At 51.7% G+C, this 23,792-nt stretch carries 19 protein-coding genes, 1 tRNA gene and 1 pseudogene; 9 read left to right on the forward strand and 12 right to left on the reverse strand.

Annotation, left to right across the window (positions count from 1 at the left end; translation table 11 throughout):
• Nucleotide 1: 1 nt before the first annotated feature.
• Genes HF894_RS04890 through HF894_RS04900 form a run of 3 tightly spaced genes read right to left on the reverse strand, consistent with a single transcriptional unit; the run spans nucleotide 2 to nucleotide 3,348 of the window.
• Nucleotides 2-1,324: a hypothetical protein gene (locus HF894_RS04890; RefSeq protein WP_204971307.1), complete on the reverse strand. Its 1,323-nt coding sequence runs from the start codon at nucleotides 1,322-1,324 to the stop codon at nucleotides 2-4.
• Between the two features lie 43 nt (nucleotides 1,325-1,367).
• Nucleotides 1,368-2,630, reverse strand: coding sequence for a PorV/PorQ family protein (locus HF894_RS04895; RefSeq protein ID WP_204971308.1), 1,263 nt, complete (start codon nucleotides 2,628-2,630; stop codon nucleotides 1,368-1,370).
• Entirely contained in the window at nucleotides 2,617-3,348 is a 732-nt protein-coding gene (locus tag HF894_RS04900) for a type III pantothenate kinase (protein WP_204971309.1), read from the reverse strand. Before HF894_RS04900 ends, HF894_RS04895 begins: the two co-directional genes overlap by 14 nt.
• Between HF894_RS04900 and HF894_RS15345 the strand changes: the two genes are divergently transcribed.
• The 6 genes from HF894_RS15345 (at nucleotide 3,343) to HF894_RS04930 (ending at nucleotide 8,631) form a co-directional block, all read left to right on the forward strand.
• Entirely contained in the window at nucleotides 3,343-3,450 is a 108-nt protein-coding gene (locus HF894_RS15345) for a hypothetical protein (protein WP_366927989.1), read from the forward strand. The genes HF894_RS04900 and HF894_RS15345 overlap by 6 nt on opposite strands.
• Before the next feature lie 199 nt (nucleotides 3,451-3,649).
• The gene (sppA, locus tag HF894_RS04910; protein WP_204971310.1) at nucleotides 3,650-5,422 is read left to right on the forward strand and encodes a signal peptide peptidase SppA; all 1,773 of its coding nucleotides are present in this window, start codon (nucleotides 3,650-3,652) and stop codon (nucleotides 5,420-5,422) included.
• Between the two features lie 16 nt (nucleotides 5,423-5,438).
• Nucleotides 5,439-6,551 carry a tetraacyldisaccharide 4'-kinase gene (gene lpxK, locus HF894_RS04915; RefSeq protein WP_204971311.1) on the forward strand — a complete coding sequence of 371 codons (1,113 nt, stop codon included), beginning with the start codon at nucleotides 5,439-5,441 and terminating at the stop codon, nucleotides 6,549-6,551.
• Nucleotides 6,508-7,317, forward strand: coding sequence for a purine-nucleoside phosphorylase (locus tag HF894_RS04920; RefSeq protein ID WP_204968790.1), 810 nt, complete (start codon nucleotides 6,508-6,510; stop codon nucleotides 7,315-7,317). The genes lpxK and HF894_RS04920 overlap by 44 nt, the downstream gene beginning before the upstream one ends.
• 34 nt (nucleotides 7,318-7,351) lie before the next feature.
• Nucleotides 7,352-8,410 (forward strand): thiamine-phosphate kinase, encoded by a 1,059-nt coding sequence (gene thiL, locus HF894_RS04925; RefSeq protein ID WP_204971312.1) that lies wholly within the window; start codon nucleotides 7,352-7,354, stop codon nucleotides 8,408-8,410.
• A gap of 148 nt (nucleotides 8,411-8,558) precedes the next feature.
• Nucleotides 8,559-8,631: transfer RNA gene (locus tag HF894_RS04930), tRNA-Phe, on the forward strand.
• Between the two features lie 44 nt (nucleotides 8,632-8,675).
• Here the strand turns inward: HF894_RS04930 and HF894_RS04935 are convergent.
• From HF894_RS04935 to HF894_RS04950, 4 genes and pseudogenes are all read right to left on the reverse strand, one after another.
• A pseudogene (locus HF894_RS04935) lies at nucleotides 8,676-9,308 on the reverse strand (HAD-IA family hydrolase); the annotation flags it as partial.
• Nucleotides 9,309-9,326: 18 nt separating this feature from the next.
• Nucleotides 9,327-10,496, reverse strand: a complete 1,170-nt coding sequence (locus HF894_RS04940) for a MalY/PatB family protein (RefSeq protein WP_204971313.1) — start codon at nucleotides 10,494-10,496, stop codon at nucleotides 9,327-9,329.
• A 155-nt stretch (nucleotides 10,497-10,651) separates the two neighbouring features.
• Nucleotides 10,652-11,266 (reverse strand): CPBP family intramembrane glutamic endopeptidase, encoded by a 615-nt coding sequence (locus HF894_RS04945; RefSeq protein ID WP_204971314.1) that lies wholly within the window; start codon nucleotides 11,264-11,266, stop codon nucleotides 10,652-10,654.
• Nucleotides 11,263-12,156, reverse strand: coding sequence for a prenyltransferase (locus HF894_RS04950; RefSeq protein WP_075318705.1), 894 nt, complete (start codon nucleotides 12,154-12,156; stop codon nucleotides 11,263-11,265). Before HF894_RS04950 ends, HF894_RS04945 begins: the two co-directional genes overlap by 4 nt.
• 137 nt (nucleotides 12,157-12,293) lie before the next feature.
• Here HF894_RS04950 and HF894_RS04955 point away from each other — a divergent pair, with 137 nt between their 5' ends.
• Genes HF894_RS04955 through HF894_RS04965 form a run of 3 tightly spaced genes read left to right on the forward strand, consistent with a single transcriptional unit; the run spans nucleotide 12,294 to nucleotide 15,503 of the window.
• Nucleotides 12,294-13,091 carry a Cof-type HAD-IIB family hydrolase gene (locus HF894_RS04955; protein ID WP_204971315.1) on the forward strand — a complete coding sequence of 266 codons (798 nt, stop codon included), beginning with the start codon at nucleotides 12,294-12,296 and terminating at the stop codon, nucleotides 13,089-13,091.
• Entirely contained in the window at nucleotides 13,084-14,835 is a 1,752-nt protein-coding gene (locus tag HF894_RS04960; RefSeq protein WP_204971316.1) for an ATP-dependent DNA helicase, read from the forward strand. Before HF894_RS04955 ends, HF894_RS04960 begins: the two co-directional genes overlap by 8 nt.
• Nucleotides 14,836-14,888: 53 nt before the next feature.
• A complete protein-coding gene (locus HF894_RS04965; protein WP_021846652.1) occupies nucleotides 14,889-15,503 on the forward strand; it encodes an L-threonylcarbamoyladenylate synthase in 615 nt (204 codons plus the stop codon).
• 104 nt (nucleotides 15,504-15,607) lie between these two features.
• On the opposite strand, the gene nagB is transcribed toward HF894_RS04965, so the two are convergent.
• The 5 genes from nagB to HF894_RS04990 form a co-directional block, all read right to left on the reverse strand.
• Entirely contained in the window at nucleotides 15,608-16,420 is an 813-nt protein-coding gene (gene nagB / locus HF894_RS04970; protein WP_204971317.1) for a glucosamine-6-phosphate deaminase, read from the reverse strand.
• Nucleotides 16,421-16,449: 29 nt separating this feature from the next.
• Nucleotides 16,450-17,649: an FprA family A-type flavoprotein gene (locus tag HF894_RS04975; protein ID WP_021846654.1), complete on the reverse strand. Its 1,200-nt coding sequence runs from the start codon at nucleotides 17,647-17,649 to the stop codon at nucleotides 16,450-16,452.
• Between the two features lie 62 nt (nucleotides 17,650-17,711).
• The gene (locus HF894_RS04980; RefSeq protein ID WP_204968797.1) at nucleotides 17,712-18,641 is read right to left on the reverse strand and encodes a TIGR01212 family radical SAM protein; all 930 of its coding nucleotides are present in this window, start codon (nucleotides 18,639-18,641) and stop codon (nucleotides 17,712-17,714) included.
• 1,493 nt (nucleotides 18,642-20,134) lie between these two features.
• Nucleotides 20,135-21,733 (reverse strand): sulfatase family protein, encoded by a 1,599-nt coding sequence (locus tag HF894_RS04985; protein ID WP_204971318.1) that lies wholly within the window; start codon nucleotides 21,731-21,733, stop codon nucleotides 20,135-20,137.
• A gap of 13 nt (nucleotides 21,734-21,746) precedes the next feature.
• On the reverse strand, nucleotides 21,747-23,696 hold the full coding sequence (locus HF894_RS04990; RefSeq protein ID WP_317196529.1) for a family 20 glycosylhydrolase: 1,950 nt from the start codon (nucleotides 23,694-23,696) through the stop codon (nucleotides 21,747-21,749).
• Between the last annotated feature and the right edge of the window lie 96 nt (nucleotides 23,697-23,792).

Below are 23,792 nucleotides of genomic sequence, written 5' to 3' on the forward strand. Positions count from 1 at the left end.
TTTATCTGATGGTTGTGCTCTCGCCAATCCAACCTTCAACCGTAATGCGGTCTCCAGCTTTGTAACCCAACATGAAGAGATCCTTGGTTTCGGGCACGTGAGCAGAGTAAGTTCTAATCAGTTCATTAGCCTGATCAGCTACAGAAGGATCAACAGATTTAGCTCTCTGCAGCTTATCGAGCACTACATAGTAAGTACACTTATTCAAGGCAGGTTCATCACTCCAGCGAGGATTTGAACCATAAGCCTGGGCCAGCAAGATATAAGCATTACCAAAGTTTTCATTGAAACCAAGAGCTTTGTAACAGTAGCTACGTACCTGCGACCACTTTTTGGCACCAAACATAGCAGCGGCAGCAGCATAAGCCATTTCAGCCTTCTTAGCATTGTCTGTTTCCAAATTGATTGCTTCATCAAAGTACTTCACGGCTGTATCATAATCTCCCTTCTTATATGCCTGATATCCACAACCTACAGCAGCATCAGCGGTCGGATTAATCTTATACATATAGTAAGAAGCCTGGAAGTAAGCTTCGCTTTCCGTACACTTCATCATCTTAAGCACACTGATAGCCTTCTTCAGGAAAGTAGAGTCATTCTGATTAGCTTCTACCTGAGGACCATAAATCTTCTGCAAAGACTCACAATCAGCCACACCACTGTTAACAAAAATAGCGTCAACTGTTTCCTTCATCTTTTCGATGTTGGTTTTCTTGGCAGCAGCAGTCTCAGCAGCCAATGCGTCATTCAAATATTGACCTACGTTCAGATAGTCCTGGAAGAACTGATCTGTATGAGAAACGTCAGCCTTCACGATACGCATAGAAGCGTCCATGAAATAATAGAAGATAGGACTCCAAGTTTCAGCCTTGTCTGTTTCAACAGACTCTTTCAACCAACCATAAGCTTGCTTTAAATCGGGTTTCGGCGCATAAGTCAAGTAATCGATAGCCTTACGTCCCAAAGCACCGGCTACAGAGTAAGTCAGCTTGGTACCCTTGGAAGCAAATTCGGGCATGTACTTCATCTTCAAGTCATGCACTTCCATCAATTCATTGAAATATTTCTGATATTCAGCAGAATTACGATCCTTGATAGGCTTCATCAAACCAGCCAGAATATCTTCTGCATCCGTAAAGGTATAAAATCTCAGTGTAGGACAATCCTTCAACACTTCCATACAGGGAGCATAGGCATCTTTCCAGTTCTTCGCCTTAGCAGCTTCGTGAGAAATACTACTGTTGGCTTTACAGTCATTTTGTGCGTAAGCGCCGGTCGCTCCACCAGCAAGGAGCAATACAGCTACAAGCGTCTTAATTTTCATTGTATTCAAATTTTTAGTTGTTATGTTTCAATGTCCAAATACCTTAATCCACTTTCCGTTTGAAGAACCAGCGTTCGTTGAATGTCACACCGACGACAAGCCTCAATGTATTTTCATCGACAAAGGTCACTTTCGATCCGTGGGTCTTCGCATACTGTGCTGTCACGCTCAACACGGAGCGGGTACGCGGTATCGGAAGACCAAAACCGGCAGATACTCCAAATTCCTTTGCGGCACGTTCACCTTCTATCTTATAGTAAGGAAGCGAATAATAGGCTCCCAAACGATATTTGACATGAGCGAAGTAGCTACGTCCTATCAGATTAGGGATGTATTCAGCTCCTATTCCGATACGCATTCTGGAACAAAACGCATCGGCATTGTTCATATAGCTTACTTTGTTCCATTCCTGCAACAGGAAGTCGGCTCCCACCGTCAGACGTTTGTCATATACATAAGCCAAGCCAGCACCGATAGACAACGGAATACCATAAGTTGCCACACTGTCGCGCGAAGTATAAGTAGCTCCGGTTGTAGAATTACCTACCGCTTCGCTAATCGAGGTTTTACCTCCCAAATCGTGTTTGGGAGAGAACACGGCTCCAAATGTCAACGCATTCTTCTTTCCCCAGGTTTGCGTATACTGTACGCCAAAATCGAGCTTATAGCTTTTCCAAACAGCGTCCAACGTTTTCTGATAAGGAAACTTATTGGCGTCCGAGGGGAATGTCAGGTACGAAGTCCGTGCTATATCTCCCCAAAGATACGAAATATTTGCACCAACAGAAAGATTTTTAAATATTTTAAATCCTAATCCGACATAAGCCTGATGCAAGCCTCCTTCGCCAGAGTAGATCACAGAGCTGGAATTAGAAGAATTCTCAGTATCTTCTCTATATTCTCCCATGCTATAACCCACATTCGAAAAAGGAATCAAACCCAAGCTCATACCACACCAGCGAGCCAATCTGAACTGCATGGTAATATAATCGAAGCTGGAATTTTTGGCATTCTGTTTCAGCGTACCGTCACTGAAGTTCGTGTTTTGCAACGAAACTGCTCCATCAAAAATAAATGTCAAGGAATCAACCGCCGTATAGGAAGCCGGATTGGCAAAGTTCACCTGCGTACCGTCGCGCAAGCCATAGGCCACTCCGCCCATTGCCTTGCTATTACTCGACCCCTGGTCTGCCAGATGCCCGTATCCATACCTTGTATAAGGTGAGTTTGTATTATTTTGGGCCATTACTTCCCCGCAAAACAAGCTGAGCACAAGCGCCAAGAGTGTCTGTTTATATCTCGTCATTATTGTATATCAATATTCGGTTTAATCCTTTCAACACTAAAAATCTGTCTGCAAAGATGATACTTTTTAAGTTTGTATCAAAAGAAAATTCGTCGCCCCCCGTTAAAAAAACCAAAAGTTCAGGATATTTATCTTTCATTGCACGGATGTAGCCTGCCATTTCGTATTCAATACCCTTCAACACTCCTGCACGGATGGCCGTCTCTGTATCCTTTCCCATCGGGAGCAAGCGTCCCTCAGCCTCGACAAGAGGAAGGCGCCCTGTATAGTGGTTCAGAGCCCTGAAACGCATCTGTAGGCCGGGCGAAATATTTCCGCCATGATATCGGCCGGCCGCATCCACAAATTCATACGTAATACATGTGCCGGCATCTATTACCAGAATATCCCTACCAGGGAATCGCTCAGCAGCGCCCACCACAGCCGCCATACGGTCGTAGCCCAACGTGCGGGGCGTTTCATAAAGGTTCTCCACAGGGAGAGGGGTATCAGCACCCAGCCTCAACAGGGGGCAGGGCAATTCAGCCAAACGGGCTTCTGCCTCGTCTGTCAGGTCGATAACCGTAGCCACAATAGCCTTTTCGATGGGATAGCGGCGGCAGACATCAGGTAGCGACTCCAGCGTGAAGTTGGAGTCGTAGACCACATCCTTCAAATCTGCCCCCTCAAAAAGGGCAATTTTGGCCACCGTATTCCCTATGTCAATAATCAAATTCACTGCTATTACTTTTTTGCGGGTGCAAAGATACGACTTTATTCCATTATTTCGTATATCATAAAGCATTGCGTTCGTAGGAAGAAAGCACCGTTTTCCACCTGACAAAACAGCCTTTTCCGCACAAATAGTCACAGACGCCCCTGCAAGACAAGCAAATCGCCCTGACGCAAGGGATATTTTCAGGCGAAAGACAGACTTTCTTGTGACAAAACAAAAAAGTTGGCGACAGATAAAGAAAATATCAACCTTATTATTTATCTTTGTTAGCTTAATAAAGTTAGCAATTAACAAGACTACCAATATGAAAGATTTCTTCAAATTTACCTTCGCGACCGTCACGGGTATCATCCTGTCCTGCGTCGTGCTGTTCTTTGGAGGCATGCTGATACTGTTCAGCGCCCTGGCCTCATCCGAAGCCGAAACACAAGTAAGCTCCAACTCCGTCATGATGCTCGAGCTGAAAGGCGAACTGAGAGAAAGAAACGAGGCGATGCCTTACGAGACATTGTTCAGTGACGATTATCAAGTATATGGATTAGACGACATACTCTCCTCCATCCGCAAGGCCAAGGAAAATGAAAACATCAAAGGTATCTACCTGCAGCTCAGCTACCTGACCGCCGGCTATGCTGCCATCGAGGAGATACGCAACACGCTGCTCGACTTCAAGGAAAGCGGCAAGTTCATCGTAGCCTATGCCGATAACTACCAGCAGAGCCTGTACTACCTGGCCAGCGTAGCCGACAAGGTGCTGATGAATCCCAAAGGTTCGCTCGAATGGCGAGGCATCGCCTCGACTCCCATCTTCTACAAAGACTTGCTCGAAAAGATAGGCGTCGAGATGCAGATTTTCAAGGTGGGTACCTACAAGTCGGCCGTCGAGCCCTTCATCGCCACCGAAATGAGCCCTGCCAACCGTGAACAGGTGACGGCCTACATCAACTCTGTATGGGGCGCAGTGACCAAGGCCGTATCCGAGTCGCGCAACGTCAGCGTAGACAAGCTCAACCAGTATGCTGACAACATGATCATGTTTGAACCTTCGGAAGAAGCCGTGAAATGCGGCTTGGTGGACACCTTAATATATAAGAACGACGTACGCGACTACCTGAAGCCCCTGGCCGGCCTCGACAAGGACGACAACCTGCCCGTATTGGGATTGCAGGACATGGTGAACGTGCGTAAGAACCAGCCGAAAGACAAAAGCGGCAACATCGTGGCCGTATACTACGCCAGCGGCGAAATCGTCGACTACGAAAGTTCATCGTTCAGCGACCAACCTACCATCATCCCTTCCAAGGTCATCCGCGACCTGCGCCGCCTGCAGGAGAATGACGATGTAAAGGCCGTCGTGCTCCGCGTAAACTCACCCGGCGGAAGTGCCTACGGCTCCGAGCAGCTGTGGTATGCCGTCAGCCAACTGAAGAAAGAGAAGCCCGTCATCGTCTCCATGGGCGAATATGCCGCCTCGGGCGGATACTATATGTCGTGCAATGCCGACACCATCGTGGCCGAGCCCACTACCCTGACAGGCTCCATCGGTATCTTCGGTATGTACCCCAACGTGAAGGGACTGACCGACAAGATAGGTCTTGACTTCGATGTAGTGAAGACCAACGCATACGCCGACTTCGGCGCTACCGGCCGCCCCATGAACGAGGGTGAGAAGGCCCTGATGCAGAAGATGGTGAACCAAGGTTACGACCTCTTCCTGACCCGCTGCTCCGAAGGGCGCGGTATTGCCAAGGAGGAGCTGGACAAGATTGCCCAAGGCCGCGTATGGACGGGCAGCACCGCCAAGGAGCTGGGCCTCGTCGACGAGCTGGGCGGATTGGACCGCGCCTTGGAGATTGCCTGCCAGAAAGCCGGCATCGATGCCTATACCGTCGTATCCTATCCGGCCAAGCAGACGTTCCTCGAGATGCTGATGAGCACCAATCCGGGCACTTACCTCAAGTCACGCTTCCTCAGTGGCAAGACTGGCGAACTTTACCGCCAGTTCAGCATCCTGGAGAACTTCGACAAGCGCGACCGCATCCAGGCACGCCTGCCCTTCGAACTGAATGTAGAATAATACCGCTCCTGTACAGATGACAGAACGTACTGTACCCATACACCGCTGGCTTCTCCCCCTCTCATGGATCTATGGAGGGGGAGTATGGCTCCGTAACAAGCTCTTCGACTGGAAGATTCTCCAGTCGAAGAGCTTTGACGTCCCTGTCATCTGCATCGGAAACCTGACCGTAGGCGGTACGGGCAAGACGCCTCACACGGAGTATCTGATACGATTGTTGCAACAGGCAGGACTGAACGTCGCCGTACTGAGCCGCGGCTACAAGCGCAAAAGCAAAGGCTATATACTGGCAGACGCCCATAGCAATGCCACCCAGATAGGCGATGAGCCCTATCAGATGAAAGAGAAATTCCCTCAGGCACGTATAGCGGTCGATGTCGACCGCCGCCATGGCATCAGCCAACTGCTGGAGCTGGACAATCCCCGCCCCGACGTCATCCTGCTGGACGACGCCTTCCAGCACCGCTACGTGCAGGCAGGCCTGAACATTCTGCTGACCGACTACAACCGCCTGTTTACCGAAGACAGCCTGCTGCCCGCAGGACGGTTGCGCGAACCCGCCTCGGGCAAGACCCGTGCACAGATAATCATCGTCACCAAGTGTCCGCAAGACATCAAGCCGATTGACTTCAATATCACAGGGAAGCAGCTCAGCCTGTATCCCTTCCAACAACTTTACTTCACACGCATACGTTATGGCATGCCTGTAGCCGTATTTCCACAAGCCATGGCCGACCGTCCCTTGTCCAAAGTACTGAGCGGTGAAGAGCATGTACTCCTCGTCACCGGCATCGCATCGCCACAACCGCTCGTCGAAGAAGTAAAGCTCTACGCCAAAAGCCTCAGACAGTTCTCCTTCTCCGACCATCACGACTTCAACGAGAAAGACCTGAGGCTCATCGAAAAAGAATTTTCACAAATGGAGGGATGCCAGCGTCTCATCATCACAACCGAGAAAGACGCGGCACGGCTCAAGGCCCAACCAGCATTGAGCGAAGACCTGAAGCCTTACATTTACGCCATCCCCATCGAAGTGGAAATCCTATTGAACCAACAAGAATCCTTTAACCAAAACATTATTGGCTATGTTAGAAAAAATTCAAGAAACAGCAGCTTACCTCAAAAGTAAGATGCACACGCAACCCGAAACAGCTATTATCCTTGGCACCGGTTTGGGAAGCCTGGCCGGCGAAATCACCGAGAAGTATGAAATAAAGTACGAGGATATCCCCAACTTCCCCGTCTCGACCGTCGAAGGGCATAGCGGAAAGCTCATCTTCGGCAAGCTGGGCAACAAGGACATCATGGCCATGCAGGGCCGCTTCCACTACTATGAAGGCTATTCGATGAAGGAAGTAACCTTCCCCGTCCGTGTCATGCGCGAACTGGGTATCAAGACACTGTTCGTGTCCAACGCCAGCGGCGGCACCAACCCAGCCTTCGAAATCGGCGACCTGATGATTATCACCGACCACATCAACTACTTCCCCGAACATCCTCTGCGCGGCAAGAACATCCCCTACGGTCCCCGCTTTCCGGACATGAGCGAAGCCTACGACAAGGAACTCATCCGCAAGGCCGATGCCATTGCCGCCGAAAAAGGCATCAAGGTGCAACACGGCGTTTACCTGGGCACACAGGGTCCGACGTTCGAAACGCCTGCCGAATACAAACTCTTCCACATCCTGGGCGCCGACGCCGTTGGCATGTCCACCGTACCCGAAGTCATCGTGGCCAACCATTGCGGCATCAAGGTCTTCGGCGTATCAGTCATCACCGACCTGGGTGTAGAGGGCAAGATTGTAGAAGTGTCGCACGAAGAGGTTCAGAAGGCAGCCGACGCCGCCCAACCCCGCATGACCGAAATCATGCGCGAACTCATCAACCGTGCTTGAGACAAACGATATTTGATATTATAAACAAGTAAAGATGAGAACAGAAATAGCTACCCTCGGCGAGTTTGGCCTCATAGACCATCTGACCGAAGGTATCCAACCTAAAAACGAATCGACCCGCTACGGCATCGGCGACGATGCCGCCGTGCTCTCCTATCCTGCCGACAAGGAAGTGCTGGTCACCACCGACCTCCTGCTCGAAGGCGTACACTTCGACCTGACCTATGTGCCTCTGAAGCACCTGGGCTACAAGGCCGCCGTGGTCAACTTCTCCGACATTTACGCCATGAACGGCACTCCCAAACAGATTACCGTCTCATTGGGACTGTCCAAACGCTTCTGCGTGGAAGATATGGAGGAACTGTATGCCGGCATCCGTCTGGCTTGCGAGGCCTACAATGTGGACATCGTGGGTGGTGACACCTGCTCGTCCTACACAGGCCTCACCATCAGTATTACCTGTATCGGCGAAGGTGAAAAAGGCAAAACCGTCTATCGCAACGGCGCCAAGGAAACCGACTTGATATGCGTTAGCGGAGATTTGGGTGCGGCCTATATGGGTCTCCAGCTGTTGGAGCGCGAGAAGGCCGTACTGAAAGGTACCGACAAGGACGTACAGCCCGACTTCGCCGGCAAGGAATACCTGCTGGAGCGCCAACTCAAGCCCGAAGCCCGCAAAGACATCATCGAGCGGTTGCACAAGGTAGGCGTACAGCCCACAGCCATGATGGACATCTCCGATGGCCTCTCGTCCGAACTGATGCACATCTGCTCGCAAAGCAAGGTAGGTTGCCGCGTTTACGAAGAACACATCCCCATCGACTACCAAACGGCAGTCATGGCCGAAGAGTTCAATATGAACCTAACTACCTGTGCACTGAACGGAGGCGAAGACTACGAATTGTTGTTTACTGTGCCCATCGCCGACCACGAAAAAGTGGCCGACATGGAAGGCGTCAAGCTGATAGGACACATCACCAAACCCGAGCTGGGTTGTGCCCTCATTACCCGTGACGGTCAGGAGTTCGAATTGAAAGCCCAAGGATGGAATCCTCTAAAAAATGGTGGAAACACGACTGAACCTGCCGAATAAGGGAAACAACAAGAAAATAATTAAAAAAAGATTCATTCATTAAGCACTGGTTATAAGGAAGTTACTCCTAAACCAGTGTTTTTTATTCGCTCACCGCTTGCAGAATCCAAATTTTTCACTACCTTTGCAACCGCAAATCAAAAGCAATGGTGTCATAGCTCAGTTGGTAGAGCAAAGGACTGAAAATCCTTGTGTCCCCGGTTCGATTCCTGGTGACACCACATAAAAGAAGCGACCAAATAATTGGCCGCTTCTTTTTGGTTTAAACCAATTCCTCAAGACTCGCCATAATAAGCCGATGAGGATAAGCGGAAAGCTCTGCATACGTCGTAACACCATGGGTGACACCTCCAAAGCTAACATCGGCCGCCTGAGCCGTCTCGGCATCGACCACACTATCGCCCACATAAAGCACATCTTCCTTACGGACATGCAAGCGATCCAAAGCTATCAATACGCCTTCAGGCGAAGGTTTGGCAGCCGAAACATCTTCACCACCCACAATAAGGTCGAACACATCGTCCAATCCTTTGGCCACGAGCAGCTCACGGATGCGATAGCGAAACTTCGTAGAGATGATACCCAATTGTGCACCACCCGCCTTCAGCCGACGAAGCACGCCTTCCACTTCGGGGAAAAGTACTGTATTGGACGTCATATAGACATCAGCTTCCTTCACGTACTCACGACGAAATTCGGCCAGGCAGGCAACATCCGTCACGCCAGTCAATAGAGAAAAAGACTCTTCCAACGTCTTGCCAATGGTGCGCTTGATGTCATCATCCGTAGGCGAAGTGTAGCCATGACGGTCGAGCACATGGCGAAAACAAGTGACGATGCCTCGCGACGAGTCGGCCAGCGTGTAATCGAAGTCGAAAAGATAAACCTTGTATTCCATAGTGTTTTAACAGCTTGATTATTGCATATTAACAGCCATTTCCAATTGTTGGAGAGCTTTACGAAGCTGTTGGCGCGGACAACCTACATTGAGCCTCATGAAACCACGGCCGGGCTCGCCAAACATAGTGCCCGAATTCAGTGCCAGACGGGCCTTGTCGGCAAACAAATGCTCCAGCTCCTCTTGGCTAAGCCCCAAAGCACGACAATCGAGAAACACGAGATAGGAAGCCTGTGGGCGTATCATGCCGATGGAGGGGATATGCTCCTTCAGATAGGCTTCGGTGAAGTCTATATTGCCCTGAATGTAAGCCAGCATCTGCTCCAGCCACTCCTCGCCGTGCTCGAAAGCAGCCTTGCATCCAATGTAAGCAAAAAGATGCCCTTCACAAAATTCGCCCGCCTCCATAAAGGTTTGGAAGCGTTCGCGCAAAGTGTCGTCGGGCACGATGGCAAAGGAACTCTGAATGCCAGGCATGTTGAACGTTTTGCTGGGCGCCATGAAGGTAACGCAATTGGAAGCAGCCGCCTCGCTTACCGAAGCAAAAGGATGATGCTTGTAGGGCGGCAAGGTGAGGTCGGCATGGATTTCGTCGGAAATGACCAACGTACCGCTTTCCTTGCAGATGTCGGCAATTTGACGAAGCTCGTCCACCGTCCACACACGCCCGCCAGGGTTGTGAGGATTGCAGAGAATGAGTGCCTTGCATCCCTGCACGTCGCGACGCAGGCGGTCGAAGTCGATGTGATAGTGCCCGTCGCGCAGGTCGAGCGGCGAACACACGACCTCGCGCTTCAGCCGTTCGGTAACAAGGAAGAAGGGATGGTAGACGGGCGTCATTACCAGCACACGGTCGCCCGGCTGCGTAAAGCAGAGCAGGGCAAAAGCCTGGGCACGCACAATACCCGGCACAAACGTCAGCCAATCGGGGCGTACTTCCCACTGATGGCGCTTCTGCAACCAGCGGCAGATGGTGGTGTCCCAACCTTCACAAGCCGAGGTATATCCCAACACTTCGTGCTCCAGCCTATGGCGCAAGGCATCCATCACAAAAGGCGGCGTACGAAAATCCATATCGGCCACCCACATAGCCGTCAGGTCGTTGCGCCCCCAAACGTTCTTCATACCGTCCCACTTCACCGAATCGGTGCCGCGGCGATCTATTACTTCATCGAAATTATATTGCATTTCCTTTTGATTTATAAAGTTTCACTTCTTTATTCCATCTATCACTTATCCGTAAAACTATGTTTTCTTGATGGGAAAGCATCGTTTTATCGAGAAGAAAACAGTGCTTTCCACTCTGCCCGCCAAAGCGCGCCCTGACCGAAGCCAATCTTCCGTCAGATGGGGAACCAGACGAACACCGCCACATCCCACACTGCATGCGACACGATGATGGCCCACATACGTCGCGGATACAAGCGGTAAAGTCCGCCCCACACCACGCCTGCCACCAGTGCCGCCATCACGAGCATGAAGTTGCACGAAGCAGCATGCACCAACGCGTAAACCAACGTCGTCACCACAAAGCCGGCATTAGGAGTCCAACGCCGCGAAAGCGTGCGTTGCACATATCCACGCCAAAAGATTTCTTCGGCAGGGCCTATCAATACCAGCATCAAGACGGAGAGCAACCAAGGCGATGCTCCCTCCTTCATGCCATAAATCAGATTAACCTGCGGGCGGGCGAAGTCGAAAAGCCACGTCGACACTTTATCGCCCGTCCAGAAGATGCCCCACAAAGCCACGGCAATGACTATGCCCAGCAACAGATTCGTCCAGCTGCTATCAGACTCACGCCGCCAACCTGCATCGAAACGAAGGGACAAGACGGAGAGCGTCAGAGCCGAAAGAGACATCATCAGCCAAAAGTTGACATGCGGCGCCGTCAGAGGCGAAAACATGACCGACCACAACACGGTGGCCAGCACGATGGACAGGACCAATCTTTTCATGAGAATACACGGGCTAAAACGAACGACAAGGCAAAAAGCAGGCTAAACAATAACTGGAGCTTGGCCGTCAGCTCGTCGAGGCGAGAGATGCCCTCCATGCCACACATCGAGTAAGAAGCCATCAGACGCACATTGCCCACGGCAGGTATCAGCGCAGGAAGCACCAGCAGGCTCCACCAAGGAAAGACTCCTGTGGCGGCACAGCCGATGATCCACACGAAGGGGAGCAACACTTCCAGATAATAAACCAGCATGGACGTCCGTGCACCCACCGTCATGGCCAAGGTACGGATATCGGCCCGCACGTCGGTTTCAATGTCGCGCGTGTTGTTGGCGTGCAGGATAGCTACGGTGATGAGCCCCACAGGGACACCTGCCCACATCGTCGACCAATCCATCGTACCCGTCGCCACATAGGCCGTGCCCAACATGGGCAGCAGCGCATAAGCCACGAAGATAACCACGTCGCCCAGCGCACGATACTTCAACGCCGGATAGAGCAGCGTACAAGCCGCTCCGCCGATACCTATATATAATAGGGGAAGCCCTGTCCGAAGCATCAATCCGACACCTGCTATCAGCGCCACCACGAGCAGCGAGAGCGAAAGGCGGAAAATCTCCTGCGGACGGAAGAGGCCGCCTGTCAGCGTACGCACGCCATGGGTGTCTTCGCGATCCACGTGGTGCTTGTAGTCGAAATAGTCGCTCCACGTATTGCCTGCGGCATGAAACACGATGATGTTGAGCAACGCCCATACACCGTTTGTCCAGTTCACGTCTTGTTGCATCCAATAGAGATAAGCCAACGTCACCGCCACAGGCATAGCCGAGGCAGGAAACGACCAGGGCCGAACGGCCACCAGCCAATCTTTCAAAACATGTTTCTTCATATACAAAAACTTGTTATAGGTTAGGGGGTACAAATGTACGAAATATCTTCGCCATTTCCTGAAAAAGGAAAGAGAATGCACTAGATTATTCCGCCTAAAATCTTTAATTTTGTGCCCCAGATAAAGAATTGAACGCAATGACCAAAGCTCTGTTTTTCGACATCGACGGAACGCTCGTCAGCTTCCGCACCCACGAGATACCCGCCTCGGCCGTCGAGGCATTGTCGGCCGCCAAGGCCAAAGGCCACCGCATCTTCATCGCTACCGGCCGTCCGCGCGTCATCATCAACAACCTGGGTCCCTTGCAGGAACGAGGACTGATAGACGGTTATGTCACGATGAACGGCGCCTATTGCTTCGTGGGCGACCAAGTGATCTACAAGAGCTCCATACCAGCCGACGACGTCCGCACGCTCACCGACTATTGTGCCCAGCGGAGCATCCCCTGCATCGTAGTGGGCGAACACACCATCTGCGTCTGCCAGCCCGACGAGCGCGTGCAACAGATCTTCCACGAACACTTGCGTGTCACGACACCCCTCCCCGACACACCTCTCCATGAAGCTATCGACGGCAAGGAAATCTTCCAGCTGACACCCTTCCTTGACGAGACACAAGAGGCGGAAGTAGTGCCTTCCCTCACCCATTGCGAGATGGGCCGCTGGCATCCGGCCTTTGTCGATGTCACCGCTCGCGGCAACACCAAGCAACGGGGTATCGACGAGATCATCCGCCACTTCGGCATTCGCCTCGAAGACACCATTGCTTTCGGCGACGGAGGTAACGACATTTCCATGCTTCGCCATGCAGGTATCGGCATCGCCATGGGTAACGCCCGTGACGAAGTAAAAGCCGCCGCCAACTATATCACCGATACGGTGGACGAAGACGGTATAGCGAAAGCCATTCAGAAATGGATAATGGAGAATGGATAAAGCCTTCCTCCCCGACACCAGCAACCGTGAGTTTCAGGACGCCCTGAACCTCGTGAAGTACACCCGCCAGTCGCTCTTCCTGACGGGGAAGGCCGGTACGGGCAAATCGACCTTCCTGCGCTACGTCTGCGACAACGTACGCAAGAAACATGTCGTACTAGCCCCCACAGGCATCGCCGCCATCAACGCGGGCGGAAGTACCCTGCATAGCTTTTTCAAGCTACCCTTCCACCCCCTGCTGCCCGACGATCCCAACCTGAGCCTGCAGAAGGGACGCATCCACGAGTTCTTCAAGTACACCAAGCCCCACCGCAAGCTGCTCGAGGAGCTGGAGCTGGTCATCATCGACGAGATTTCAATGGTGCGGGCCGACATCATCGATGCCGTCGACCGCATCCTGCGCGTCTATAGCCACAACCTTCGCGAACCCTTCGGCGGCAAGCAGCTGCTGCTCGTGGGCGATGTCTTCCAGCTGGAGCCTGTGGTGAAGGCTGACGAGCGCGACATCCTGAACCGCTTCTACCCCACGCCCTATTTCTTCTCGGCCCGTGTATTCAGCCAGATAGAACTGGTATCGGTCGAATTGCAGAAGGTGTATCGCCAGAGCGACCCGCAATTCATCGGCGTGCTGGACCACATCCGCAACAACACCGCCGGCTCCGCTGACCTCCAGCTGCTCAACACCCGCTACACCACAGCCACCGAGCCCGCCGACGCCGACGACCTCTACATCACCCTGGCCACCCGCCGCGACAACGTAGACTACATCAACGAGCGACGCCTGAAGGAGCTCCCCGGCCAGCCCGAAAGCTTCCTCGGAGAAGTGCACGGCGACTTTCCCGAAAGCAGCCTGCCCACCTCGCAGGAACTGGTACTAAAGCCTGGCGCACAAGTCATCTTCATCAAGAATGACTACGAACGCCGGTGGGTAAACGGCACCATCGGCGTGGTGAGCGGCTTCGACCTCGACGGCGAGACGCTCTACATCACCACCGACGACGGCCGTGCCTGCGACGTACGCCGCGAGACATGGCGCAACATCCGCTACACCTACAATGAAGAGAAGAAGCAGATCGAGGAAGAAGAACTGGGCACGTTTACCCAGTTTCCCGTCCGTCTGGCGTGGGCCATCACCGTCCACAAGAGCCAGGGACTGACGTTCAGCCGCGTGGTCATCGACTTCACGGGCGGTGTCTTTGCGGGCGGGCAGACCTACGTGGCCCTGAGCCGATGTACCTCGCTCGAAGGTATCCGCCTAAGAAAGCCCGTCAGCCGTGCCGATGTCTTCGTCCGCCCCGAAATCGTACAATTCGCCGAACGCTTCAACAACCGCCAGGCCATCGACCGCGCCCTGAAGCAGGCACAGGCCGACGTGCAATATGCTGCCGCAACCAAGGCTTTCGACCGTGGCGACTTCGATACCTTCCTCACGGAGTTCTTCAAGGCCATCCACTCGCGCTACGACATCGAACGCCCCGCCGCCCAGCGCCTCATCCGCCGCAAGCTGAACGTCATCAACCGTCTGCGCGAAGAAAACCGTGCCCTGCGTACCGCCGCACTCGAAAAGGAGAAGACCCTCGTGAAATATGCCCGCGAATACATCAACATGGGCGACGAATGCCTGAAGCACGACATGAAGGAAGCTGCCCTGCGCAACTATGAGAAAGCCGTGGCCCTCTGCCCCAAGTTTAAGGAAGCGTGGAAAAAAATCAAGAAACTGGATAAGGAAATGCGGAAAGAATAAACGCAAAGAGGGGAAAAATGACTACATTTGCGTAACCATTATTGCCCAAAGTCATGCTACTGAAACTCTACAACAAGAACAACAACCCCGCCGACCTGCAACGCGTAGTCGACCTACTGAACGACGGCGGCCTCATCATCTATCCTACCGACACCATGTATGCCATCGGATGCCACGGCCTGAAGGAACGTGCCATCGAACGCATCTGCCGTCTAAAGGACATCGACCCCAAGAAGAACAACCTCTCCATCATCTGCTACGACCTGAGCAGCATCAGCGAGTATGCCAAGGTGGACAACGCCACCTTCAAGCTGATGAAACGCAACCTGCCCGGCCCGTTTACCTTCATCCTAAACGGCACTACACGCCTACCCAAAATCTTCCGCAACCGCAAGGAAGTAGGCATCCGCATGCCCGACAACCCCATTATCCGAGAAATTGCACGCCTACTGGATGCACCCATTATGACCACTACCCTGCCTCACGACGAAGATGAAGACATCGAATACGTCACCGACCCTGAACTGATTGACGAGAAATGGGGCGACACGGTGGACCTCGTCATTGACGGCGGCATCGGCAACATGGAAGGTTCTACGGTAGTGGATTGTACGCAGGGCGAGGCGGAAATCATACGCCAGGGAGCCGGATGGCTGGAGGAAGGATAAAAAAATGAAGAATGAAGAATATCGGCTTCGCCTCCGAATGAAGAATTATTCCGTACGCTGGGAAATTCTTCATTCTTAATTCTTCATTCTTCATTTAAAAAGTTTTACTTCAAAAGTGACTCTGGATCCAAGTGGTCGGCCTCGATGTCCTTGAAGTAGCGGTACGTACCCACCTTCAGTTCATCAGTAGCGGCATCGTCGCAGATAATGATACCCTTCTCGTGCATCTGCAGGGCACTGATAGTCCACATCTGCATTACAGGGCCTTCTACGGCATGATACAGGGCGCGTGCCTTGTTGTGGCCATTTACAATGATCATTACTTCCTTGGCGCTGAGTACAGTGCCTACACCTACGGTCAAAGCCGTCTTGGGCACCTTGTTCACATCGTTGTCGAAGAAGCGTGAATTGGCAATGATAGTATCCGTGGTCAGCGTCTTCTGGCGGGTACGAGACGAAAGGGAAGAGCCCGGCTCGTTAAAGGCGATGTGACCATCAGGACCAATACCACCCATGAAGAGATCAATACCACCGTACGACTTGATTTTCTCCTCGTAGCGGGCACATTCGGCGTCGAGGTCGGCAGCGTTGCCATTCAGTATGTTGGTATTCTCCGGCTTGATGTCGATGTGGCTGAAGAAGTTGTTCCACATGAAAGAATAGTAACTTTCAGGGTGTTCTTTCGGCAGGCCTACATATTCGTCCATGTTGAAAGTAACAACGTTCTGGAAGGAAACGAGTCCCTTCTTGTTCAGGTCAATCAGCTCCTTGTACATGCCCAGGGGTGAAGAACCTGTGGGGCATCCCAATACAAAGGGTTTCTCCGCCGTAGAATTGGCGGCCTTGATCTTCGCAGCTACATAGTGAGCTGCCCACTTCGATACGGATTGGTAATCCGGCTGAATGATTAGTCTCATGTCTGATTAATTTATAAGGTTAGTAATATTTATTTCCGATCCTTCTTCAGGCGGTCGGCCATGGCGCGAGCCAGGTTCTCACACTGCTCGTAGGTAATCTCCTTCATGGCTTGCTTCATTTCTACAGGGTCGCCCACAATTTCCAGCTTGCTCTTTTCAGCAAACTCGGCGATGCGCTTCACGGCGGCACCTGCCCACGTAAACGACCCGAACCAGCCCAGATAGCGTCCCTTCACCTCGCGCACCAGTATCTTGGAGAGGAGCGAATCCACTTCGGGATAAATCTGGTTACTGTACGTGGGGCTACCCACAATGAGGCCGCGATATTTGAAGATATCTTTCAATATATACGAAGGATTGCTCTTGCTTACGTTGTGCATCACAATGTTCTTGATACCTTGGGCAGACAGCTCGGCGGCAATGGCTTCGGCCATCTGCTCCGTATTGCCATACATGCTGCCGTAGGCGATGACCACACCTTCCTCGGCCTCGTAGCGGCTCAGGCGGTCGTAAACGCCTACCACGCGAGCAATGTTCTCCGTCCAAACCGGCCCGTGGGTTGAACAGATGGTCGTAATGGGCAGGTGTCCCAGCTTGGCCAGTGCCTTCTGCACGGGGTTGCCATACTTACCCACGATGTTGGAGTAGTAACGCACCATTTCCTCCCAGTACTTGTCCAGGTTGATGCGTGTGTCGAGGAAGCCGCCATCCAGCGTGCCGAAGCAGCCGAAAGCGTCGCCGGCAAAGAGGATGCCGTCGGTTTCGTCGAAAGTCATCATCGTCTCGGGCCAGTGTACCATCGGTGTCAGGTAGAATTTCAGTTTATGGTGGCCCAGGTCGAGCATCGACTCGTCTTTCACCTCGTAGCGGTCGCCCGTCACGCCATAATAGCCCTCGATCATGCCGAAGGTCTGCTTGTTGCCCACGATGACAATGTCGGGGTAGTGTTGCTTGATAAGGCGGATAGATCCCGAGTGGTCGGGCTCCATGTGGTTGATGATGAGGTATTGGATAGGGCGGTCGCCGATGATGCAACGGATTTTGCGCAGATACGTCTCGAAGAAGCACGCGTCCACGGTGTCCACCAGCGCCACGATGTCGTCGTCTATCAGATACGAGTTGTAAGAAACACCGTAGGGCAAAGGCCACATTCCTTCGAAAAGGTGTTTGTTACGGTCGTTCACTCCCACGTAATGTACTTTTCCTTTAATCAATGTTTTCTGATTCATACTTTGATAGTCTTATTTGGATTCATTCCAGTCATGATACGTGGTGCAAAAATACAATATTTTTATTGATTATACAACTTTCCCTGCCAGGCGTCCAGTTCTTTCATTCTTTTTTGCAGGCGGTGGTTGAATTCGTAGTTCTTCAGCCCCCAATCGGGTGCGATGAGCAGCTCCTTGGGCGACTGGGACACAAAGCGCTCCAGCACCAGGTCAGGGCGCAGACGCTGGATGTAATCCACCACCAGAGCGATGTATTCGTCCACGTCGTCGAACAGGTGGAAGTCTTCGGGCCGCTCCTCGTACTCGCGCGCCATGCGGGTACCGCGTATCAGTTGCAACTGGTGCAGCTTCAGGGTGTCGAGTGGCAGACGCGAGATGTCCGCCGCCTGTCCCAACATGTCCTCGCGCGACTCGCCAGGCAGCCCCAGGATGACGTGTCCGCCTACGGGCAGCCCGCGGGCGGCCGTACGCTCCACGGCGTCCATCGCCGCCTGCCACGTGTGTCCACGGTTGATGCGGCGCAGGGTGCGGTCCAGCGTGCTCTCGATGCCATACTCTACCAGCACGAATGTCCCCTTAGCCAGCGTCTCCAGGTAGTCCAGCAAGGCATCGGGCATACAGTCGGGACGCGTACCGATGACCAGCCCCACCACGTCGTCCACTGCCAATGCCTCCTCGTACTTGCGCTTCAGCGCCTCCAGTTCGCCATACGTGTTGGTGTAGGCCTGGAAGTAGGCCAGGTACTTCATTTCGGGGTACTTGTGCGCAAAGAAGCGTTTCCCTTCCTCCAACTGCACGGCCACTGTCTTCTCTGTACGGCAATATTCGGGGTTGAACGTCTGGTTGTTGCAATACGTACATCCTCCGTAACCCACCGTTCCGTCACGGTTGGGGCACGTGAATCCCGCATTAAGCGAAATCTTCTGCACTTTGCCGGGGAAAAAGCGCTTCAGAAAAGTCGGGAAATCGTTGTAAAGTGTTCTTGTCTCCATTGCCATCCCAAAGATACTCAAAAGCTGGCGAATTACCAAGAGCACAAGCATCATTTCAGGGCATCTGCAATCAACAAAACACTTAACAGTCTGAAAAACTGAAACATACATAGCTAGTATTTACAACCGATTATTACTCAATATTTTATAGATAATAAGTCCGAAATATGGTCATTGTCTTTAATTGTACATTCTAAAGGGTGAAGATTTAACGCTTTTATTGATTATTAACTCAAAAAGGACATCAACTTGGGTCGTTTCTTCTCTTTTCCTTGCAATTCGTTTCCGATATTCCACTTCTGTTTTAACTCATTGTTTAAGCTGATAACATCAATAACAAAGGTAACATTTTTATTCAAAATTTCTTTCAAGTGCTACAAAGGTAAATTAGTTACGAGCATCGAGCGGAGAAAAAAAAGGAAAATCTTTCGGCGTATTTCCGTCAGGTTCTCCCTTTTTAGTAAAGTAATTCTCTAAATCTGAATCTTATAAACGATTCTTTTCACTTTGACCGGCACCCCTTCCTTTATATTTGCTCATCGTAGAGTTAAATGCATAACGTATGGTGAGCCGAACAGCCTGTGAATCACTATAGTTCCATTTGTCAAGTTTCATTTGAGTTCCACCGTCACTGAATGTCGGGGCGGATATTGTCGCTTGTTGTAAACGGTTGTAAACCCTTGTCAACTGTCTGCACGGTGTGACAAAAAACAAGCCCCGCAAATTCTCCACGTCAGAAATACGTCTCAAAAATATGTGGAAATTTGGGAAGCATCAAAAAGCAGTCGAAAAGTGTTAATTTTTAGAATATACTGATAATTAAAGATTTATGCTTGGATATTTCTGATTGTTTTTGGTTGTTCTACGCTTCTAAATACAACGATTCAAGAAGAACAGGATGTGTTGCTCTTTGGAGATTGGAAAGAAACGAAAACGTGACAGTGTGACAATTGTGACAAATGACAATTAGTAAAATCGACTTTTTAACCTGAATCGGGAAGAGAGTGTTAAATATTTTAATACTATATATATTATATATTTATATATAATATATATAGTATTAATTTTCTATTTCCCGTTTTTCTGTGACAGATTTACTAATTGTCATTTGTCACAATTGTCACACGTCACGCTTTTATCTACTATTTCCCAAGCCAATAAACGCTTTCCTGAAAGTATAGCCACAAGAACCGTGCAGACATAAAAAACACAAAGCGAAGTGCAACACCAAAATCCACAGCACACGCACGCTGCGCTGCCAATCGGAAAGCACCGCTTTGTACGCACGAAAGTATCGTTTTCCTCCCTGCAAATCAACGCATTAGTTTTATTAACACGAAATCTGATTTTCGTTAACAGATTTTTAGGACATACAAATACCCCGTTTTTGGCCGCCTGAAGAAGATGGCATACCTTTGCTTCTGCCAACAGGGAAAGAGGGGGATGAGCGGCAGACGACGGGGGCCTGCCACTCATCCGATAGATAATAAAGTTTACTTTTTCTGCGCCTTTTCGGCCTGAAGCTTCTCTTCGATGGGGTCCTGATACTGGGCCTGGAGCTTCTTCAGCTCGGCACGGAGGTCTTCCGTCACCTGCTCGTAGCCAGGCTGGCCGTAGAGGTTGTGCATCTCAGTGGGGTCTTCCTGCAGGTCGTAAAGTTCCCATTCGTCGATGTCATTGTAGAAGTGGATGAGCTTGTAGCGCTCGGTGCGCACGCCATAGTGGCGCTTCACCATGTGCTCAGCCGGATACTCGTAGAAGTGGTAATAGAGCGACTTGCGCCAGTCGGCCGGCTTTTCGCCACGGAGCAGGGGCAGCAGGGAGACGCCTTGGATATCGTCGGGGATAGGTGCTCCGGCCAGGTCGAGGAAGGTAGGCGCGTAGTCGATGTTCTGAACCATCTGCGGGATGTCGCCACGGGTCTGGAAGTCTTTGGGCAGACGCATCACGAGCGGCGTACGCATGGACTCCTCGTACATGAAGCGCTTGTCGAACCAGCCGTGCTCGCCCATGTAGAAGCCTTGGTCGGAGGTATAGACCACGAGGGTGTTGTCCAGCAGGCCCTGCGCCTCCAGGTAGTCGAGCACACGGCCCACGTTATCGTCGAGCGACTTCACCACCTTGGCATAGTCGCGCATGTAGCGCTGGTACTTCCATTCGGCCAGGTCGCGGCCCTGCGGGTTCTTCTTGTAGAACTCCTCGATGATGGGCGCGTAGAAGGCATCGTATTGGGCACGTTCTTCAGGCGTAAGGCGGCCGACATAAGCTTCGTAAGCACCCTTCAGCGGCGACTTCAGGTCTTTGCGATACATCTTTGTATCATACATGATGTCCATGTCCTTCCAGATGCTCATCTCCTGAGCAGCAGCGGCCGGACGACCTTCGTAGTCGTCATAGAAGTTATCGGGCATAGAGAAAGTCTTGTCTTCGTACAAGGAGAGGTACTTCAGCTCGGGCAACCAATTGCGATGGATAGCCTTATGGTGGATGAAGAGGCAGAAGGGCTTATCCTTGTCGCGCTGGTTCTCCATCCAGTCAATGCTCTTGTCAGTGATAAGGTTGGTCAGGTAACCCTTCTCAGCAACGGTATCGTTCTGCATGGTAATGAAGCGCGGATTGTAATAGTCACCCTGGCCGGGCAGGATTTCCCAATAGTCGAAGCCGGTGGGCAAGCTTTCGAGGTGCCACTTGCCGACAATGGCCGTCTGGTAGCCCGCCTGTTGGAGCAGCTTGGGCATGGTCTGCTGGGAGCCGTCGAACACGCAGGTCGTGTTGTCCGTGAAGCCGTTGGCGTGGCTGTGCTTGCCCGTAATCATGCAGGCACGGCTGGGACCACTCAGCGAATTGGCCACAAAGCTGTTGGTGAAGCGCACACCATCGGCGGCGATGCGGTCGAGGTTGGGCGTTTCGATGTAGCGCTGGTCATAGCAGCTCATCATCTGCGCCGTGTGGTCGTCGGTCATGATGTAGACGATGTTGTATGGCTTAGCTTCGGCCTTCTTCTGCGCAGAGCAGGAGGAAAGAAGAGGCAGTACGACCGCCGTGCCTGAAAGCGAGCACAGCAGGGAAGCGGGGAGATTGAGATTCTTCATAAGGGATAAGGGATTAATGGTTGTAAACTTTCAAGTTGGTAATTTTACTCTTGAATGAGCCGGCCTTCTTGAGCGGGAATACGAGGGTGCGGACGTAGTTCATGGAATCCTTGCCACCGTTGAAGTAGCGTTTCTGGATGTCCATCGTCTCGACGATCTTACCATCGATGAGAAGCGAAGTGGAGCGATTGTCCCCCTTCACCTGCACGTTCAGCTTTTCGCCCGGATAGGGACGGAACTGGAAGGAGTTCAGATAGCCATCGCGTGCAAAGCCAAAACGTCCGCTAATGGGGTCGGCCAGGTAGAAGACTGCGTTATCCGAACGGAACAGCTCAGTACCGGGAACCTCGTCAGCTGCCTCGAGGTCGAAGCTGACGGTATAGCCGTAGCCAATCTCCTCGTGGGCGAGATTGGTATTTGGATGTACTTCGGCCACTTCATAAACCAGGCCTTCGGTGCGTCCAATACGTCCCAGTTGATTGACGCCAGGAGCTTCGCTCAAGCCCTGACGCAGACGGTCGAAGTCAGCATAAGGTAAATCGACCTGCGCACCCCAAGTCTTAGTAGCCAGCGTCTGCAAGGCGGGGAAGAGACGATGGTGGATATCCTTAACGGAAATGCCGTTGCCCACGTGGTCGTTCCATACGGCAAACATGCCGCCCAAGATAGCAGGATCTTTCTCCTCGAAGACAGCCTTAGCCACATGGGCAGGCGTCCACTTCTCATAGAGGTATTGAGTGTTCAGGTAGTCGTAGTAATAACCGGCAGCAGGCACAATGTAAACCAGCCCGTCGGGGATGCTGATGAGCTTATAACCCTGACGCACCATCTCCTTGGGGTCGGCATATCCGTTGTACCAGGCACTCATGATAACGTTCTCCGACTTGACGGGCGTTTCGCCGGCAGCATGAGTCAGAGCGCCCCATACGCAGGCCTGCTTGCCGTAACTTTCCACCAGACGGATGTAATGGTCGGTGAAGGCACGGAACTTCTCGACTACGTCTTTCTTCTTATTGGAGTACTCATCGGTACCGATGTGGACACGCGGGCCGCGGAATACAGGTTTGTCACCCTCCAGATATTCCTTGAAGAGGCCGTCCATGAACTTGTAAGTCTCGGGATTGAACAGGTCGAGATGGTCCATACCATATTCCTGGCTACCTATCTCAGGCTTGTAATGGGTGAAAGCCAGCGTATGGGCAGGCGCATCGATTTCGGGGATAATCTCTACGAAACGTGAAGCAGCCTCTTCCTGGAAGTCGATAAACTCGCGTTTGGTGTAGTAACCGTCGCGAGCGGTGAGGCCGGGATAGGTATCGCACTCCAGACGGAAAGCGGCGTAGGTGCGTCCCCAGTCGTGGCCAAAGAACTGCTTGAAGCCGTTGTCGTTGAGGTGTACCTGCAAGGTGTTCATCTTATAATAGGCCATCATCTTCACCAGGTCGCGCATATAGGACATGGGAATGAACTTGCGCCCACAATCCATCATAAAGCCGCGCATGGCGTAGTCGGGCCAGTCGCGCAACTGACCTTTCGGCAACTGATGGTTTTCTGTCTGCTCACTCATCTGGAGCAAAGTTCGCGTAGCCCAGTAGGCACCAACAGCCTCAGGGGCAGAGACGGTGACGTAGCGATCCGTACGGATAGCATAACCTTCTCGACCCAACTTCTTGTCTTTCTTCAGCGTAAAATAAATGTCACCAGCAGAAGGCTTGCCCTGAATTACTTCAAGAGTGAGTCCAAACATCTGCCCATAGTCGGCGGCAAAGGCTTCGGCCACAGAACGTAAGGCTTCCTGCGCATAAACGACACGCATATCAGCCGAAGGAGTAAAAACCCCTTCACTCCCCTTCCACTCTTTCAGTTCGGGAATAACAAAAGGTTTCTCATTCTGGGCATACAAACCCATCTGCACAAACAATGAAAATACAACAAGGCACAAAGCCTTCGAAACAAAACGGATTTTAATCATATAGAAATTGGTTAAAGTTAACAATACCAGCGGTCAAAGATAACCATTTTTCGCCAAACAAGCATCATCTTTATAAAAAGAAATACG

Source organism: Caecibacteroides pullorum, from assembly GCF_019239235.1.
Classification (GTDB): domain Bacteria; phylum Bacteroidota; class Bacteroidia; order Bacteroidales; family Bacteroidaceae; genus Bacteroides; species Bacteroides pullorum.

Excerpts from the sequence above, each read along its gene's own strand:
- HF894_RS04890 (WP_204971307.1), bottom strand. The coding sequence starts at position 1,324 with ATGAAAATTAAGACGCTTGTAGCTGTATTGCTCCTTGCTGGTGGAGCG.
- HF894_RS04895 (WP_204971308.1), bottom strand. The coding sequence starts at position 2,630 with ATGACGAGATATAAACAGACACTCTTGGCGCTTGTGCTCAGCTTGTTT.
- sppA (WP_204971310.1), top strand. The coding sequence starts at position 3,650 with ATGAAAGATTTCTTCAAATTTACCTTCGCGACCGTCACGGGTATCATC.
- lpxK (WP_204971311.1), top strand. The coding sequence starts at position 5,439 with ATGACAGAACGTACTGTACCCATACACCGCTGGCTTCTCCCCCTCTCA.
- HF894_RS04920 (WP_204968790.1), top strand. The coding sequence starts at position 6,508 with ATGTTAGAAAAAATTCAAGAAACAGCAGCTTACCTCAAAAGTAAGATG.
- thiL (WP_204971312.1), top strand. The coding sequence starts at position 7,352 with ATGAGAACAGAAATAGCTACCCTCGGCGAGTTTGGCCTCATAGACCAT.
- HF894_RS04940 (WP_204971313.1), bottom strand. The coding sequence starts at position 10,496 with ATGCAATATAATTTCGATGAAGTAATAGATCGCCGCGGCACCGATTCG.
- HF894_RS04945 (WP_204971314.1), bottom strand. The coding sequence starts at position 11,266 with ATGAAAAGATTGGTCCTGTCCATCGTGCTGGCCACCGTGTTGTGGTCG.
- HF894_RS04950 (WP_075318705.1), bottom strand. The coding sequence starts at position 12,156 with ATGAAGAAACATGTTTTGAAAGATTGGCTGGTGGCCGTTCGGCCCTGG.
- HF894_RS04955 (WP_204971315.1), top strand. The coding sequence starts at position 12,294 with ATGACCAAAGCTCTGTTTTTCGACATCGACGGAACGCTCGTCAGCTTC.
- HF894_RS04960 (WP_204971316.1), top strand. The coding sequence starts at position 13,084 with ATGGATAAAGCCTTCCTCCCCGACACCAGCAACCGTGAGTTTCAGGAC.
- HF894_RS04965 (WP_021846652.1), top strand. The coding sequence starts at position 14,889 with ATGCTACTGAAACTCTACAACAAGAACAACAACCCCGCCGACCTGCAA.
- nagB (WP_204971317.1), bottom strand. The coding sequence starts at position 16,420 with ATGAGACTAATCATTCAGCCGGATTACCAATCCGTATCGAAGTGGGCA.
- HF894_RS04975 (WP_021846654.1), bottom strand. The coding sequence starts at position 17,649 with ATGAATCAGAAAACATTGATTAAAGGAAAAGTACATTACGTGGGAGTG.
- HF894_RS04980 (WP_204968797.1), bottom strand. The coding sequence starts at position 18,641 with ATGGAGACAAGAACACTTTACAACGATTTCCCGACTTTTCTGAAGCGC.
- HF894_RS04985 (WP_204971318.1), bottom strand. The coding sequence starts at position 21,733 with ATGAAGAATCTCAATCTCCCCGCTTCCCTGCTGTGCTCGCTTTCAGGC.